Annotated in this window: 13 protein-coding genes and 1 pseudogene; 5 read left to right on the top strand and 9 right to left on the bottom strand. The window is 42.1% G+C overall.

Annotated features, from left to right (window positions below):
* A partial coding sequence (locus F6J94_RS34310; RefSeq protein ID WP_367142215.1) for a ferredoxin-thioredoxin reductase variable chain occupies positions 1–164 on the bottom strand: 164 nt, incomplete at its 3' end.
* A gap of 51 nt (positions 165–215) precedes the next feature.
* Between F6J94_RS34310 and F6J94_RS15275 the strand changes: the two genes are divergently transcribed.
* Positions 216–707, top strand: a complete 492-nt coding sequence (locus tag F6J94_RS15275) for a thioesterase family protein (protein WP_293028164.1) — start codon at positions 216–218, stop codon at positions 705–707.
* Between the two features lie 27 nt (positions 708–734).
* Here F6J94_RS15275 and F6J94_RS15280 read toward each other — a convergent pair whose 3' ends face one another.
* The 3 genes from F6J94_RS15280 to F6J94_RS15290 form a co-directional block, all read right to left on the bottom strand.
* The gene (locus tag F6J94_RS15280; RefSeq protein WP_293041605.1) at positions 735–2,387 is read right to left on the bottom strand and encodes a hypothetical protein; all 1,653 of its coding nucleotides are present in this window, start codon (positions 2,385–2,387) and stop codon (positions 735–737) included.
* 182 nt (positions 2,388–2,569) lie between these two features.
* Entirely contained in the window at positions 2,570–3,217 is a 648-nt protein-coding gene (msrA, locus tag F6J94_RS15285; RefSeq protein WP_293041607.1) for a peptide-methionine (S)-S-oxide reductase MsrA, read from the bottom strand.
* 163 nt (positions 3,218–3,380) lie between these two features.
* The gene (locus F6J94_RS15290) at positions 3,381–3,980 is read right to left on the bottom strand and encodes a thermonuclease family protein (protein WP_293041609.1); all 600 of its coding nucleotides are present in this window, start codon (positions 3,978–3,980) and stop codon (positions 3,381–3,383) included.
* 364 nt (positions 3,981–4,344) lie between these two features.
* Between F6J94_RS15290 and F6J94_RS15295 the strand changes: the two genes are divergently transcribed.
* The gene (locus tag F6J94_RS15295) at positions 4,345–5,052 is read left to right on the top strand and encodes a pentapeptide repeat-containing protein (RefSeq protein ID WP_293041611.1); all 708 of its coding nucleotides are present in this window, start codon (positions 4,345–4,347) and stop codon (positions 5,050–5,052) included.
* Positions 5,053–5,081: 29 nt separating this feature from the next.
* The gene (locus F6J94_RS15300; protein WP_293041613.1) at positions 5,082–5,948 is read left to right on the top strand and encodes an SAM-dependent methyltransferase; all 867 of its coding nucleotides are present in this window, start codon (positions 5,082–5,084) and stop codon (positions 5,946–5,948) included.
* A 25-nt stretch (positions 5,949–5,973) separates the two neighbouring features.
* Here F6J94_RS15300 and F6J94_RS15305 read toward each other — a convergent pair whose 3' ends face one another.
* From F6J94_RS15305 to F6J94_RS15320, 4 genes and pseudogenes are all read right to left on the bottom strand, one after another.
* Positions 5,974–8,475: an alpha/beta fold hydrolase gene (locus F6J94_RS15305; protein WP_293041615.1), complete on the bottom strand. Its 2,502-nt coding sequence runs from the start codon at positions 8,473–8,475 to the stop codon at positions 5,974–5,976.
* A 332-nt stretch (positions 8,476–8,807) separates the two neighbouring features.
* Positions 8,808–9,192: pseudogene (locus F6J94_RS15310) on the bottom strand (DUF433 domain-containing protein).
* Positions 9,193–9,919: 727 nt separating this feature from the next.
* Positions 9,920–10,588: a Vps62-related protein gene (locus F6J94_RS15315; protein WP_293041617.1), complete on the bottom strand. Its 669-nt coding sequence runs from the start codon at positions 10,586–10,588 to the stop codon at positions 9,920–9,922.
* Positions 10,589–10,757: 169 nt separating this feature from the next.
* A complete protein-coding gene (locus F6J94_RS15320) occupies positions 10,758–11,348 on the bottom strand; it encodes a hypothetical protein (RefSeq protein WP_293041619.1) in 591 nt (196 codons plus the stop codon).
* Positions 11,349–11,923: 575 nt separating this feature from the next.
* On the opposite strand from F6J94_RS15320, the gene F6J94_RS15325 reads away from it, so the two are divergent.
* Together F6J94_RS15325 and F6J94_RS15330 are read left to right on the top strand one after the other, a co-directional pair.
* Positions 11,924–12,586: a hypothetical protein gene (locus F6J94_RS15325; RefSeq protein WP_293041620.1), complete on the top strand. Its 663-nt coding sequence runs from the start codon at positions 11,924–11,926 to the stop codon at positions 12,584–12,586.
* 388 nt (positions 12,587–12,974) lie between these two features.
* Entirely contained in the window at positions 12,975–16,745 is a 3,771-nt protein-coding gene (locus F6J94_RS15330; RefSeq protein WP_293041623.1) for a hydantoinase B/oxoprolinase family protein, read from the top strand.
* A gap of 64 nt (positions 16,746–16,809) precedes the next feature.
* Here F6J94_RS15330 and F6J94_RS15335 read toward each other — a convergent pair whose 3' ends face one another.
* On the bottom strand, positions 16,810–17,202 hold the full coding sequence (locus tag F6J94_RS15335) for a hypothetical protein (RefSeq protein WP_293041627.1): 393 nt from the start codon (positions 17,200–17,202) through the stop codon (positions 16,810–16,812).
* Between the last annotated feature and the right edge of the window lie 119 nt (positions 17,203–17,321).

Below are 17,321 nucleotides of genomic sequence, written 5' to 3' on the forward strand. Positions count from 1 at the left end.
TCCCAGGAGGGGAATGTGGGGAGATTGGGAGATAGGGAGATAGGGAGATTTTTATTAAGGGTAATTATCCCGACATGATATAAGGATAGGGTCTGATTACAATCAGTAGGATGATGGTAAACACTGATTGACTCTTTGACACGGACGCGATCGCCTACTTTGATCTGGCTATGGTTATAAAGTTAGTGAAATACCAGTAACGATTAAATTGATCCATGTCAGAAACACCCCAAACCTCAGCTCAAATAGAGCTGGGTAGTACCATGGAAAGCCATGAGCTAACCGCCACCACGGCAAAATGGTTTGACTATCCAGTGCGAGTCCATCCCCACCACACTGACTATGCTGGTATAGTCTGGCATGGTACCTACATTCGCTGGATGGAAGAAGCGAGGGTGGAGTACTTACGCTCGATGGGTATGGATTATAGTGATCTCGTCAGGCTAGGATGCGATTTACCAGTAGTAGAACTTTCTTTACGGTATCACCGGGCAATGCCAATGGGCACAGCAGTAGTTGTCAAGACAGGCATCGCCGAAATGAAAGGTGTCCGTATGAACTGGAATTATAAAATTCAATCCCATGATGGCAAAGAACTTTACGTAACCGGTCGTGTGATTCTAGTAGCCGTTGACCGAGAGCAGGGTAAGATTATGCGCAAGTTACCACCAGTGCTAAAGGATTTATTAGAGAAGCTTTCTAGTTGAGGCAATGGAACTGAGGTTATTTTATGGTTATTTAGCAATATCAGCATATTGCCACGCTTGTTGATATTGCTGTTGTATAGTTTCTGCTTCTGCTGTTTTTCCTTGTGCTTGCAAACTTTTTGCTAAACCATGTAATGACCAACCATTTTCGGGATAAATATCTAAATCATCACGAAAAGCTTGTTCTGCTTGCTCTGGCTGATTGCCTTGTAGCAGGATTGTGCCTAGCAAATTACGGGTAGGAGAATACCAATCTGGTGGTTCAGTATAAACCAGCTTATCTTCTAGAGCAATAGCATTTTTTAAGTGACTAGTTGCTGTCGTGTAATCTTGCTCAAGAGTAGCAATTGAACCGGTTAAGACTTCAACGGCAATTTTAAGAACACTAGCAGTAGAATTAAAACTCCAGATTTTCAATTCTTCTAAATCAGGATCAGCCATTAAAGCTTGTAATTTAGCTAATTCTTGATTAGCTTCTTCTTTCTTACCTTGAGACGTGAAAGCCATACCTCTAGCATAATGCCAAACACCCGTAGCATATTTCATATCAGTTGTTGGTGCAGGTGTCTCTAGAATTTTATCCCATTTTCCAAAGCGTACTTCCGTATAAAGTGGCACAACATAAAAATGTTGTATTATACCAGATAAACCTGGATTAGCGATCAGACTTGGATCAACTGCTGCTGTTTGTTGTGCTGCTTCCATTGCTATTTCACTTTGTCCACTCATTACCGCTGCAAACCAGAGGAAATGGTAGTTATGAGGAATATAACCAATAGTATAAATACTTTGAGGATGGGGGGATGCCAGATAGTTACGATCCGCCATAACTGCTTTTTGATTAGCAATAACAGCATCTTGGTAACGTCCCACTCGAATATAGATGTGAGAGGGCATATGGACTAAATGTCCTGAAGCGGGAACGAGATTGCGGAGATTATCAGCAGCTTCTATGGCTAATTTGGGTTGTTCTTTCTCAGTGGCATGGATATAGAAGTGAGTAGCTCCCGGATGCTTAGGATTTCTTTCTAAAACTGATTCTAATGTTGCTAAAATTGGCTTGGCTTCTGGTTTGAGTTCCCCATTATCTTGCCAATAGTCCCAAGGCATGGTATCCATTAGGGATTCTGCGTATAGAGTTGCTACATCTAAATCATCAGGATAATCTTGAACAACCTGCTTCATTGCCTGAGCATAAGCTAGATCAAGGGAGGAACGATCTGCCATTGGTTGTTCCGAATAACGCTGTGCTAAAGCTTTAATATAAGCCTGTTCCTTTGGAGATGCCTTGTTACTTAGTGCGATCGCTTGTTGAATTGCTTGCCAAGCCTCTGATACTTGTTCATCTGCCATTGGTGCATTGATATTTGGTCCTTGAACATAAGCTAATCCCCAGTAGCACATGGCACAATTAGGATCTAGCCTACTTGCTTCTTTAAAAGCACGAGCAGCTTCAGCATGATTAAAAGCGTAGGCAAGAATTAAACCTTGATCAAAATACTTTTGAGCTAAGTCTGAGGTAGTGGAAATAGGATAATGATAATTCCCAAGATTATCTATTAGTTCTACTCGTTCAAGCTTTTCCTGGGCAGATGACGCTGAAACTCGATGATTAAACACGAAAGGGGATAGTAAATTAGGAATAATGATTAATCCTAAACCGACTATAAAACTTATCATCAAAGTTTTAAGCTTATGATTCATTTTGTTGTTCCTCATACAGTCCCCTATCCTTATTGCATCAGTTACCCTCATAAAACTAAATTGCTGCATTTAGTCATTAGTCATTTGTAATCAACCAAAGTCTCTTGGTACTTACAAATGACCAATGACTAATTACTGTTAACCACAGAAGTGATGACTTATGAAATTGCAGGGCAATTCACATTCGTCCCACCTAAACCACAATACCCATTAGGATTTTTAGCCAGGTACTGCTGGTGATAGCCCTCTGCGTAATAAAACTCAGGAGCATCTAGAATCTCTGTGGTAATATTACCATAACCGGCGACCTTCAGGGCTTGCTGAAAAGCGTTTTGTGAGGCTTCGGCTAGCTTCTTTTGGTCTTCGGAATAGGTATAAATTCCTGAACGGTACTGAGTCCCAGTATCATTGCCTTGGCGCATGCCTTGGGTGGGGTTGTGGCTTTCCCAGAAGACTTTCAAGAGTGCTTCGTAACTGATTAGTTTTGGGTCAAATACCACCAGCACTACTTCATTGTGACCGGTCATGCCTGTACAGACCTCTTGATAGGTGGGGTTAGGGGTGACTCCAGCAGCGTAACCTACTGCGGTAGTGAACACTCCCTCTTGTTGCCAGAATCGGCGTTCTGCTCCCCAAAAACATCCCATGCCAAACATCGCCATTTCCAATCCATCAGGGTAAGGGGGTTTGAGAGGATTGCCATTGACGTAGTGACGCTCGGGTACTGGCATGACTTCTGAGCGTCCCGGTAAGGCTTCCTCAGGAGTAGGCACGGTAAGCTTTTTCTTAAATCCGAAGAGTACCATCAGTTTTAAATTTTAGTTTTGATCAATGTCTGGACTTACTTAACATTTTGCAACATTTATGACGAAATTACTCATTCATTAGTGTTAACTACAAATAGGCGTTTTACTTGCTATTGGCTAGCTACTAAAGACTAAAGACTAACAGGACTAAACACTCTCCGACTCAGGAGGAGGAGGATTTAGTTTTTGCTAGACTACGATATTCCCAAGCTGGAACAAACTTAGGGTCTCGCCACAACCCTCGCCGATATCGTTTGGCATTGGCTTCAGCACTATCGACCATTTCCGCACTGGGGCAATCTTTCAGATAAGGCCGATATACCTGTGCTAGTCCTTCTTTTACTAGGACTTCCTGGACAAAGGTGCCATCGGTTAAGCGTACTTCACTGACGCTGCGCCCATAGCGGTCAGTATCAGTTACAGTCAAAACTACCTGATTATCGCTTTGTTTTACCAGTTCCTGAAGTCGCTCCTTGGCTTTATTTCCCCATTTGAATTGACTTTTGTCTACCAATTTGCGGCTTTGCTTCTGTTTTTTGGAATGGGCAATTTCTGGAGCGTCTATACAGGCAAACCGAACTTTGACATCTTTGCCAAACCTGTCAGCGACAAGAATGGTATCCCCGTCAGATACCCGTTTGACAGTGTAATTCCCGATTCCTAACTGGTCTAGAAGGGCGGCACATCCGAACAGACTCAGGATTAGGACAGAGGCTACTATCCCTTTGAAAATGTTTTGGATTAGTTGGCGAGTTGGGTTCATGGTCAATTACTGTTGACGAGTGTACAACAGTTTAACTAAAAAACTCTAGTTGTGCCCTATTCCCTGGTTCGACTTTCGGATCAATCCTACTGTCACATCGAAATTACTGTATACTGTTATATCAATCCGAAGTCAAACCTCAGAGAAATCCGTGTTACTCTGGGTAACCTCTTAGCCATCTTGCTACACTTCTAGATTTTTCCATACTTCCATTGGTTACATCCGTTAACCATCCGTTGCTCCAACTGACTACTCTCACAACTCCGATAGGGATGGCGATAGATTTGACTCTGTATTAATTGATGTTCTCAAGATTCAATCCTAACTACTCAATATGACTATGGTGCTTAAAACGATAAATCTAGTGTCTTCAACTCTAGTTTCTTCTCTGTTATGTCTCAGTTTTATAGGATTACCAGCTCAAGCCCAATCCAACACTTTTGCTAATTGCGATCTAGGCGATGATTTAAGTGGTCGTGATTTGAGCTTTGGGAATTTTAGTAACTGTAATTGGAGAAGTATTAATTTAAGAGGGGCTAATTTATCAGGGGCTTATCTCAATAGTATTCTACTAAACCCTAAACTTCAATCTTACCAACGACGGGCGACCGAAGAAGTCAGTTCTGATCTGACAAATGCTAATCTCCAGGGAGCAGATTTAACTCTCGCTAATTTAGAACGAGCCATCCTGACAAATGCTAATTTAGTAGCTGCTCGTTTATTTGATGCTGACTTAACATCGGCTACATTAGAAAATGCTAAATTAGATAAGGTTTTTGCTCCTGTGGTTCTCTTATATGAGGCTAATTTAAAAGGAGCCACATTAAGTTTGGGGGATTTAACCGGTGCGAGCATGGCTAGCTCTGATTTAAGTAATACCTATTTGTATAGAACCAAATTAAGCTATGCTGACTTACAAAATGCTAATCTAAGTGGGGCTAATTTAACCGAGGCTAATTTAACAGAGGCTAACTTAACGGGGGCTAATTTAACTGGGGCTAATTTGACTGGGGCTAATTTGTGTAATGCCACTATGCCTGATGGTACAGTATCTCAGCAAGGTTGTCCTTAATGTCATGATCACACAGTAAATTGTAAATTATGGAAAACGAACTGGCAGCAAAAGCCGAAAAAATCCCAGAAATCAAAAATGATGTCTGTCGTACAGCAGTAGTAATGGCGGCAAAACGTGCTATTGAATCGAAAAGGGCAGACCGACTTTTTGACGATCCTTTTGCTGCTCAGTTAGTTGGGTCTAAACAAATACAGTCTTTGATGGATTATTGGGAAAAACAAGACGGTAAAGACCCGAAATCAAATACCCTTCGCATCCAGTTTGTGGCAGTTCGAACTAAATTTTTTGATGATTTTCTGATATCTGTAATACCAGAGGTACGTCAAATTGTCATTCTAGGGGTGGGCTACGATACTAGGGCATATCGCCTACCCTTACCACCTGAACTATGTATATATGAGATTGATTTACCAGAAATCATGTCTCGCAAAGAAGCAATTCTTAAGGATATTCCATCTAAATGTCATCGCCAGTCCATCGCCACAGATTTGCAAAAACCTTGGGTGCATTTATTGAAAAATCATGGATATAAATCTAATCAACCGACAGTTTGGTTGATGGAAGGTTTATTGATGTATCTGGATAAAAAGGAGATAGATACATTACTGCGAACAATTTCTGATGTCAGTGTCCAAGGGAGTTATTTAGGGGCAGATTTAATAAGTGTAAAGTCGTGGCAAATAGGCTCTAAAACTCAGAAGGGATTAATTAGTAAAAATTGGCGTTTTGGCACCGACGAACCAGAAGAATTATTTGCTAATTATGGGTGGAATGCGTCAGTTATCCAACCGGGAGAAATAAGAGCAAATTATGGACGTTACTCTGTTCAACTCGCACCCCGTTCAGTACCTGGAATGCGACGTTGCTTTATGGTGACTGCTAAAAAAGAATGATGGTTATCTTAGACTGACTTACATGTTACTTATCAATACAATACTCTAGATTTAATAAGACATAGGGAAACAAATTTGTAAACCATCCCCCCCAAATTTCTTTAGCTTTTTCCCCTTCAATAAAGGAGTTGACAATACGTTGCCATTGCGGGTCACTCTTAGGGAGAATCATGCCATAGAAATCACAGGTCAGTGGCTGATCTGGAGATAATGTGTACTGGGATGAGGAAAGTCCTTGTCTGGTGACTTCTCCAATTAATAAAATGCCATCGCTGGCAAAGGCATCAATATCGCTATTGACTAATGCTTTGACTCCTTGAGACCTACCTATGTCTCCAGGAAAAACTATTTTCTGAGCATTAGGATAGGTTTGCTCAATAAATGTTTCTGTGAGGCTACTGGGAAGTACTCCAATTTTTAAACTGTCAAGGCTTTGGTAACGATTGATAACTTCTGATTGTTGAGAATCCACTAAAAAGTGTGTGCCAGTAATAAAAAATGGTGTCGAGAATTTTATACCTTCAATATCACTCCTAATAGTATTAGGGCCACACTCCAAATTTACAGTTTCATCTCGGACAATAGCAAAGCGATTTTCCAAAGTTGATTGAATGGCAACAACGTCTAGTTCTATGGGTTTATTGAGTTGTTGGGCAACTTTGTCTTTTAAGGAATTGAGTAGCTCAAAGCAATACCCTTTCCACTCTCCGTTGGTATCAATATAGCCAAAAGGAGCAGCATCTTTTCTAATACCAACTTTTATGGTGCCAGTTCGTTTAATTTGGTCTAAAACTGTTTCTGAAGGCTTCGGTATTGGCTCAATTGCGATTTGTGGTATGATACTTTGGGGAGGTTCACTACCAAAGGATTCCTCTAGTTGTTCTGGAGTTAAAGATTTGACTAAATGTAGCTCTAGAGAATTCTCAGAGAGGAATTTGGCATAGCTAACACTAAGGTAAGGTCGATAGTTTGGTAAATCCCGAATATGAGTATTAACAAAAGCTAAGCTTAAGGCTTTTAGGTAAGAAAGTCCGACCTGAGGATTGGAACCAAGTAATTCTCTAGGAAACAGGGCAAAATTGTCGCCCGATGCACCACTAGTGGAGAAGTGGTTGCCATCAACAATCATTGCCAGATATTTTTCTGGGGTATTGAGCCAGATAAAGGGGTGAATCTGTTCTGGGACAGTGGGTGCTACGATGTCGTGGCTACCTGCCATAATCATGACTGGCACTTGAATTTTACCCAAGCTAGCTGGACCAAGGGCTGTGCTGGTAATAGGATTAACAGCGATTACTGCTTTGACCCGTGGATCCTGCAAGTCATAATTAAACGGGGGTAAGCGATTGGCAAGGCATTGGAGTAGTACAGATAGATTGAAGGTTGGGTCTTGATCAGGACACACTTGGCGCAGTCTTAAATCATTAATTTCTGCACCTGCTACGGCTAACGCTGTGTAGCCCCCGAAGGAATGACCAATCACACCTACCTGTTCCAGATTCAGCTGATTAGCAAAATTAGGGTCAGATTTAGAGAGGTCTTCCAGCTCATCGAGTACATATCTAATATCTAAGGGTCGTTCAATAAACTCTACAGGATTGATTCCATTTGCTAGTCCCTGTAGTACAGCTTGAGAATATTCAACATTACTCCCGACGTGTTCAGGCACCGCTACAGCAATGCCATGGGATGCTAAGTGTTCTGCTAAATAGGTGAAATGGTTGCGATCTGAGGCAAAGCCATGGGACATGACTACTAAGGGGGCTGGTTTGGGATTGCCTTTGGGTAAGTACAGAGCAACCTCAAACTTGGTTTCTCCAGATAACCCTAGAGGGGATTGACGGCGGCGACCGGAAAGGGTGATGACTTGGTCTGTGAAGTTATAAGGACCAGGTTGTTGTAAGTCTGTTAACTGGGAGACATCAATGGTATTCTCAGCAGCGGCTTCTCGGGTGGCTTGGTTTGCGATCGCATTCACCGCTGCATCTCGATATCGAAATAGGGTAGCTAGCTCTTTTTGGACATCAAAGATATAGTCAGTATCAATCAACATCCCCTCGGTGGGAAACTGGCGCACTATATTCATTATAGTTAGACCTTCGGAGTCAGCTGCTGCCAAAACCAGCGCCCCCCGAAGACTATGTAAACCATTGCGACCAGGGTGGGTTTTGATCATCTTTCCCAAACCTTCCAGAAAGGCTTCTCCCATGGGGGATTTACCTAAGCGGGAGATGGCCACAGGACTGATTTTAATCCGCTTTTGGAGTAGCATCCGCAACTGTTCCAAGGCTTCTGGGTTCAGCATTTGGGCGTAGAACTCAAATTCCTTAGTAATTCTGCCCTCATTGGCAAAAATCTCCAGAGATTCCCGGGAAAGGGACAATTTTAACGGACCATAGTTAAAGTAAATGTATTCTGCACTAAGGGCTGGCTTTGGTTTGACTACTGTGGGGAGTATCCCTAAACCAAGGAATAAGCAAGTATATAAAAAACCTAGTAGTTTCTTGGGTTTGGCTTTTGCTTTCACGAGTCTAGTCTTCTCAGTCTTAGGCTTGATGAGGAGGATTATAATACAAACGAAGAGCAATGTATTGTTGAGACTTCTACTTATAAGAATTAATTAATTCAAGTCATCGGCAAGTGAATAATTTTGTCAGCTATCAGCTAATGCGCTACGCGCACGCTACGCGAACAGCTATCAGTCATCAGTTTATGCGCTATACGCACGCTAATTGATGTACTTTTGAATAAAATCAGCTGACCGCTGACTACTGACCACTGACCGCTGACCGCTGAATGACATAATTTTGGTCTTGATATTCCTGATCATAATAGCATTGTGCAATTATAATTAACTTTTCAATTAGCTTTCCATTGGGCTTGTCTTTCTGCTTTGATTTTCCGGAGTCGAGCTACTGCAGGATGAGGATTCAAGGCTTGAGCTTTACGCTGTTGATGTCCCCACTCTAGCCAGTCAGCAATGTATTGACTTACTGTGTCTTTGTTCTGTAGATAATATAGGATTGTAGCATAGACCTCTTCTAAGGTGAGAGTTGAGTAAATTTTGGCAATTTCTTCAGCAGTACGCTCTTGTCTTGATGCAGTCGCTCATGGGGGAAACCCCCAAGACCGCGCTGCATCGCTTAAATAGATACTCGTACAATACTGTTTCAATGCCAATTCGATGACCTTTAATCCGAATGTCATCAGGAGCCAGAAAGTTAAAATAGTCTTCTAGTTGCATAATAAATTTTGAAGGCGTTCGCGAAGCGGTTCCTTGGGAACATCGCGTGTTAAAATTATATGTCAACAAAAGATTGATTGCCACATTAAATAGGAAATAGCTATTCATATATTGTCGATAATTATCTCCATATTATCATCTATATTTTTTCATAATGAAACCGATATGGCCACTAAGAGGGCAGGTTTTGGATTGCCATAGGGTAACTAATTTTGCTTTGCTGAATAGCGAAATGGTAGCGATTGAGATTAAAAATGCTGAAAACCAATTTAATACAGGCTTCCAGCTTCATTTTCGAATTTTTAGTTTTAACGTTTATTTATGCCCACATACTTATTTGATAGCTTATTTCATCCTAATTAGGTACACATATTTTTTTACCTTTTCCCTCTTATCAATTCACTCCTCCCTGCTCCCTAAAACCCAAAATCTTGTACCTTACTAGCTTTTTAAAAAACTATACACACTCTTTATTTAGCATAACAAGTACGGTAGAGCCACAATAGTTTAAACCAACTAAATAGTAAAAAAGCGATCGCCCCTTTATAGGCGATCGCTTTTTTTTTCGATTGGATCTGCTGTCCTTCGTTTTCTTCCTAATTCAAGATTTATAGCGGTTTTTAATGAGGTGAGGGACTTTTTTTAAGGAGCAGGGACCAGTAAAGTCAGAAGAGGGAAGAGGCAAAAAAATATGTGTACCTCATTAGGAGAAAAACCGCTATATAAATCAGAAGCTGTTTAAATTAAGATCATAGATTGGCCCATGTGCGGGAGAATAGTTACCCTGAACGTGTATAACCTTACTAAAGGGAACAGAGTAAACAGATACATCCGCATCTGCCCCAGAGCCACGATCATTCCAAACAAATGATGTCTGTTCAGGAGACCATGGTGATATTAAATCATTATGTAGACATTTGTAATCAGGACGGTATGGCTTTGCATAACCTTCTTGAACAACATCTCCAATACAACTATAACCTTGTGGTGGAATTGGTCGCCAAAAAGAGCCATCACGATGTGCTCCACTCCCTGTATCTTTCCATATTCGCGCAAAGTCTACAGGATTAGCTAATGCGCTATTTTTTAATGGTTTGAAACACAATACACGACCATTAGGCTGACCATAGTTACCTTGTCCATAATCTCCAACAACGAAGAAACCAGGGGTGGGGACTGGCCTGTAAAATGCACCATCTCGGTCAGCTCCAGAACCACGATCAGACCAGACATGATCAAAATGCTCACATGGTTGAATGCTTACGTCAAATAAAGATAAAGCCTTAGCTGACTGTACGTTAACCGTTGCGAAAGCCAAAAGAAGCACAAAAATTGCCAAAAAACGTTTCATTGTTTTTAAGTTTCCTTGATTGATTGTTGTGAAGGGTAAACCCATCTTGTCAATAAACTAGGGGTAGTCCTCAATAACCTCAATAAACCAGAGCTTATTTTGCTTATTGATCAGGTATTTTCTAGATATAGTGTTAATTCAATTAACACTATAGGTATGAATAAACAATTAGAGAGTTTACCCTGGATTCTAGTGTTTACCGTTGAAAAACAAGTTAAAACCAGCTTTTTACAAAATTAACCACACTGTTTGCCGCATTTTTGATAAACGTAAAAGCTTTTGAAGCCCACTCAAAGATCTTAAGGGCTATTGTTCGCATAAAATCCACCATGTAATTCAATATCGTTGATTGGAAATTAGATAGTGTTTGGGCAAATTTAATCAAACTTGAACGTTGTTCCGGATGTTTATTACCCTGTTCACGAATCTGAGCGTATGAATTTTGTATCCGTGCTGTCGCATTAGCGATATCAGTTTCTTCCATAGTTTTTAATTTCTGAGTCCAATCAGAATCACTAATATTGTTATTTAATTTCTGATCGGTGACTATGGTTAGTTCATTTTCACGGTTATTATTCCATGAAAGCACGTCTTGTTGGTAATAACTTTTAAGGTTGTCCTGAAAATCGTTCGGGATAGCTTGTGGTATTTCTGGTTGTACTAAATATACAGATATGTACCGTGGAAGAGGACTTGTAGTCTCGCCTTTAATTGTGGATATAGAATGGGTTTCCATATCTTTCAATACTTTGTCAAATTCATCCGCGTCTATTGTCAAGTTTTCCGAGGTGTGTAGTTTCGTCATTTTTTTCTCGCTAGAGTTAATTCAACTATTCAAATCATATTGAATCTGACTCGGGTTTGATAGTACCCTTATGGGTACCTTTTAAAATCTGGGTAAAAACATCTAAACCGTTGGGGGTGTGACAGGCAAGCTGAAATCATTACTGGGTAATATTTTCAACTAAAGGTACCCTAAAAGGTACCCTAAAAGGTACTGTTAAATCTAAATCACGTGCCCTAGTATATAAAAATAGGAATTTAGATTTTTGATTTTGGGGTAATTTGATAATTTTGTTCTGCCTATCCCATAAAATTAAGAAGATAATAGCTGGAAGCAAAAACGCTGAGGGGATGACATGAGCCCTGAAAAACTTACTGTATAAGGTTTTGATATCAAAAATCTTAGGTAAGATACAGACCCAACTTGACCCTCCTTTCATTTTCTGGAAGCTCAAACCCTTATAACATAGTCCAATGTCATCCCAAAACAGCATCTATCTTTTTGTAAATTATGGCTTAAATTATTAGCCAATAAGGATTTCAGCTTGCCTGTTGCGCCCCAGCAATAACGTCCAATTATTTAATAAGGATAACTTTGTGAAAAAAATACTACTGATCAGCTTTCAGGTTTTTATAATTACACAGGTGTTGATGTTCGCTATCGTTATACAACCCGCGATGGCAAATCAAGTTTTATATAATCCAAGTAACCACCTAGAGTTAGCCCAAAGTAATGGTAAAAAAAACAAATCTTTAGATTATATTTTTTTTACTATAAATAATGATGACAACAATTCCCTTTCAGATCAAAATAAAATTCAAGGAATTATCCTTGAATTATATAAAAAGATGGAATTTGGATTCAACGAATGTAATGTGGAGTGGGGTAGGCTACAGTCCGGAGTCAGTAAAAAAGATATGATAAAATTGGCTACTGAAGACAATGCCAATGGATTCACCTATAATGCTGCACTTAAGTCCGGCTACATCCTGATTGGAGACTATCCCTATGGCTGTGAATCACCCCCCAATGATTGGACTCTCTACCTGCTACTACCTAAAATTGGAGATACAGAGTGGAATGCGACGTTATTTAATATGGCTGAAAGGGATATCAATAATGCCAAAGGAAGTATAATGAATACATACGCAAATATTAAAAAACAAGGATATCAACATCCTGAAAATCGTGTTCGTCTAATTAAATCAGCACAAGAATTATCAAATGAAATATCGTCTGCTCTGAATGGCTTATTTTAGGGCGTTGCTTAATAATGGAATAATTTTAAGAGTTTTGTGGAATGGGCTAGATGCCCATTCCTTATTTTTTCGGGCGGGCAGGATGCCCACCCTACTTCTATTCATTCGTTGATTCAGCAACGCCGCTAATTTTAGTCTAAATTGGAGTCAAGTTGTAGAGTCAACTTGGGCTATATTTGCAGAATCTCAGAAATAATTCCTGGCTCCCATTGAATGACTACTCCCGGATCGGGTCAGACTTCGGCTTGGTGACCCTGGAATGCTAAGTTACTCTGTCTTAAGAGAAAATATAGTTTGCTGGGACCTTGCTGATGGCGAAAGGAAACTATTGGAAAATTCTCCGCCATCTTTCCCATCTTTTTAGTGTTTTATTAAAAATCGGGCAAATATGACTACTACTTCCACTGGACGCTGGCAATTCTGGATTGATCGAGGTGGTACCTTTACGGACATTGTGGCAAAACGCCCTGATGGGCAGTTGATAATTCATAAGTTGCTTTCAGAAAATCCTGAACGGTACCAAGATGCTGGAGTACAGGGAATTCGAGAGATTTTAAACATTCCTGTTGCTAAGCCGATACCAAGTGATGCCATTGAAGCGATCAAGATGGGAACGACAGTAGCCACCAATGCCTTATTGGAACGGAAGGGCGATCGCACTGTCCTAGTGATTACCAAGGGCTTCCAAGATGCCTTGCGCATTGGTTATCAAAATCGCCCCAATATCTTTGCCCGTGAAATTGTGCTCCCTGAAATGCTCTATGAACGGGTGATTGAGATAGAAGAACGCTACAGTGCCCAGGGTGAAGAGCTAATCCCGATAAATCTGGTTGGAACCCGCCAATCCTTGCAAGCTGCTTATGATGACGGTATTCGTAGCTGCGCCATTGTCTTGATGCACGGCTATCGCTATCCCACTCATGAACAGGAGATAGCCACCATAGCATTAGAGATTGGTTTTACCCAAATATCAGTATCTCATCAAGTGACCCCTTTGATGAAATTAGTAAGTCGGGGGGATACCACAGTAGTTGATGCTTATTTATCACCGATTCTGCGTCGCTATGTAGATCAGGTAGAAGAACAGTTGCAGCTTGGCGGGTTGACTAATGAAGCTTTGGAAAATAACCTTCAATCTACCCGGTCTGAAGGCTTACGGGGAAAAACATCTGGACTATTGATGTTCATGCAGTCAAATGGAGGACTGGCGGACGCACAACAGTTTCAAGGGAAGGATAGTATTTTATCAGGACCTGCTGGCGGTATTGTCGGAGCAGTACAGACTAGTCGAATTGCTGGTTTTGAGACGATCATTACCTTTGATATGGGTGGCACCTCTACAGATGTAGCCCATTACAACGGGGAATACGAGCGTACCTTTGAAACTGAGATTGCTGGGGTGCGGCTGCGCACGCCAATGATGGCAATTAATACAGTAGCTGCCGGTGGTGGCTCCATTGTCCAGTTTGATGGTGCCCGTTATCGGGTAGGACCAGAGTCGGCTGGGGCAAATCCAGGTCCTGCTTCCTACGGTAAGGGGGGTCCGTTGACGGTGACCGATTGCAATGTGATGGTAGGGAAGTTGCAGCCAGGGTTTTTTCCCAAGGTGTTTGGAGCGGATGGTAACTTGCCGTTAGATGCTGAGGTGGTAAGGCAGAGATTTGAAGGATTGGTAGAGCAGATTGGGGATAACCGCAAACCAGAGGAAGTAGCAGCAGGATTTTTAGCGATCGCAGTCGAGAAGATGGCCAATGCCATTAAACAGATTTCTCTACAACGGGGCTATGACGTTTCCGAGTATACCCTATGTTGCTTTGGCGGTGCTGGTGGCCAGCATGGGTGTTTAATTGCGGAAGCCTTAGGGATTAAGCGAGTGTTCATTCATCCCTTTGCTGGAGTATTGTCCGCTTATGGCATGGGTTTAGCCGATATCAGGGTATTGAAAGAACAGTCAGTTGAAGCTGAGTTGGTAGAGGAGTTGGAGTTAGAGGGAATTTTGGCCAAGTTGGTGGCTCAGGGTATAGAAGAGTTGAACCACAACCATGCCCAGGATCGGAATAGTAACGAGATTGAGGTCATTCGGCGAGTCCATTTGCGCTATGAGGGCACCGATTCAGCCTTGGTTGTTGGGTTTGGTCGGATTGATCAGATCACGGAAGAGTTTGAGGGATTGCATCAACAGCGCTATGGATTTATCGTGCCAGGGAAAACGTTGATGGTCGAAGCGGTTTCGGTAGAGTTAGTAAAGCGGATGGCTATCCCAACAGAACCGATACGGTCTCGTCAGAGTGGGGAAATGTGTGCTCCCGTTGCCACAGTGCAAATGTATACCGCTAATCGGTGGTGGGATACCCCTGTGTTTAGGCGAGAGGATTGGCAACCAGGGGATTCGGTGCTGGGTCCGGCATTAATTATTGAGGCAACCGGAACTAATGTGATTGAGCCTGGTTGGAAGGCACAGGTGACTGAACGGAATCATTTGATATTAGTTAAATCTGGTTTGGGAGACCAGCAAGACAACCTGGAAAGCTTGACTAATAGCACTATAGATCAGCTGCAACCAAATACCGTCCAAGCTTCACCCCATCCTGACCCGGTCATGCTGGAAATCTTTAACAATCTATTCCGTTCCATAGCAGAGCAAATGGGGACAACTCTCCAAAATACCAGTTATTCAGTCAATATCAAGGAACGGCTAGACTTTTCCTGTGCGATTTTTGACCAACAAGGGCAATTGGTAGCCAATGCGCCTCATATTCCAGTGCATTTGGGGTCAATGAGTGAAAGTGTCCGCAGCTTGATTGATGCCCATGGTGATAGTCTTAAACCTGGGGATGTCTATATTCTCAACAATCCCTATAACGGTGGCACTCATCTCCCAGATGTCACCCTTGTTACTCCAGTTTTCCTCAACTCTTCCCTAGGGCTAAAGGAACCTTCTCCCCTCTCCCCTTTATTCTTTGTAGCTTCCCGAGGACACCATGCTGACATAGGTGGTATCACTCCCGGTTCCATGCCTCCTAATAGTACCAGCGTGAAGGAAGAAGGGGTATTAATTGACAATTTCCTGCTGGTTGAGAATGGTAAATTCCGAGAAAATGAAATAACCCAACTTCTGTTAGGGGGTCAATATCCAGTCCGGAATCTGACTCAGAATATAGCTGATTTACAAGCACAGATTGCTGCCAATGAGAAGGGTGTACAAGAGTTACGGCAGATGGTAGCCCACTATGGATTAGAGACAGTGCAAGCCTATATGGGTTATGTCCAAGATAATGCTGAGGAGTCGGTGCGCCGAGTGATTGATGTGCTGACAGATGGCAGTTTCAGCTATCAGTTAGATGGGGGTGCTAAGATTCAGGTCACCATTACTATTGACCGGAACAACCGTAGTGCCAAGATTGATTTTACGGGTACCTCGCCTCAGTTAGACAGTAATTTTAATGCACCGTCAGCGGTATGCAAAGCAGCAGTGCTATACGTCTTCCGTACCCTAGTCGATGATGATATTCCCCTCAATGCCGGTTGTCTGAAGCCTTTGGAGGTGATTATTCCGGAAGGTTCTATGCTCAATCCTCGTTATCCAGCAGCAGTGGTAGCGGGGAATGTGGAAACATCCCAAGCAATAAGCGATGCGCTCTATGGTGCTTTAGGAGTGATGGCAGCTTCTCAGAGTACTATGAATAATTTTACCTTTGGCAATGAGCGGTATCAATACTATGAAACCATTTGTGGAGGCTCTGGGGCAGGGGTTGATTTTGATGGCACAGATGCGGTACATACTCACATGACCAATTCTCGCTTAACTGACCCAGAAGTGTTGGAATGGCGATTTCCAGTACTTTTGGAAAGGTTTGGGATTCGCCCCGATAGTGGGGGTAAGGGCGTTCATTGTGGGGGTAATGGCGTAATTCGCCAGATTCGTTTCCTAGAACCTATGACTGCAGGAATTCTATCTGGACGTCGAGTGGTCAAGCCTTTTGGGTTAAATGGTGGTGAAGCGGGTGCTTTGGGAAAAAATTATGTGGAACGAAAGGATGGAATCGTTGAAGAGTTGGGTAGTACTGGGGTAGTGGAAATGAATACAGGTGATGTGTTTGTGATTGAGACCCCTGGAGGTGGGGGATATGGTTTCGATAGTGGCGATAGTGAATCCTAATTGGTAGGGGGCGAATGGGATGGGCTCTGCCCATCCCATTGGTTTTTCCTTTGGGTTAAAAGTCTTAACGGTCTAGAAGGTTAATGGTTAGACCAGTAGCAGCACCTTTAACCGCATTATCTACCACGGAACCATTATCAATGATCACGCCAGTGACAACACTAGCAGCAGCGCCAAACCCTGCATCTTGAACTAGACTCCCAGCACTGTTACGCCGAGCTCTAGTTCTATTGCGCTTAGTCGCATTGACAGCAGCACCAGCGGCAGCGCCATTGGCACTATTACCAATCAATGAGCCGTTGTCAGTTAATTCTCCAACTACCGCACCAGCAGCGGCACCAATACCGATATCTCTTAGTAAATCACCAGCAGCTGCCGGTGCAGCAGGTAGTAGTGTTGTGCCTACAAAACCGGTTGTGATTAGTCCTGGTAGTAGAGCACCGAAAATTCCTTTCATCTTTCTACCTCCTTGGAGACTCCCGTTATACCCGCAGGGTTAACGGTGAGAGGAAAAGGAGGACAGAGTCTAGTTTGTATAAGCATAACCATCCTTTCTGTGAATAAATTTACAATATT

The organism is Moorena sp. SIO1F2 (genome assembly GCF_010672755.1).
In the GTDB taxonomy this organism is placed as follows: domain Bacteria; phylum Cyanobacteriota; class Cyanobacteriia; order Cyanobacteriales; family Coleofasciculaceae; genus Moorena.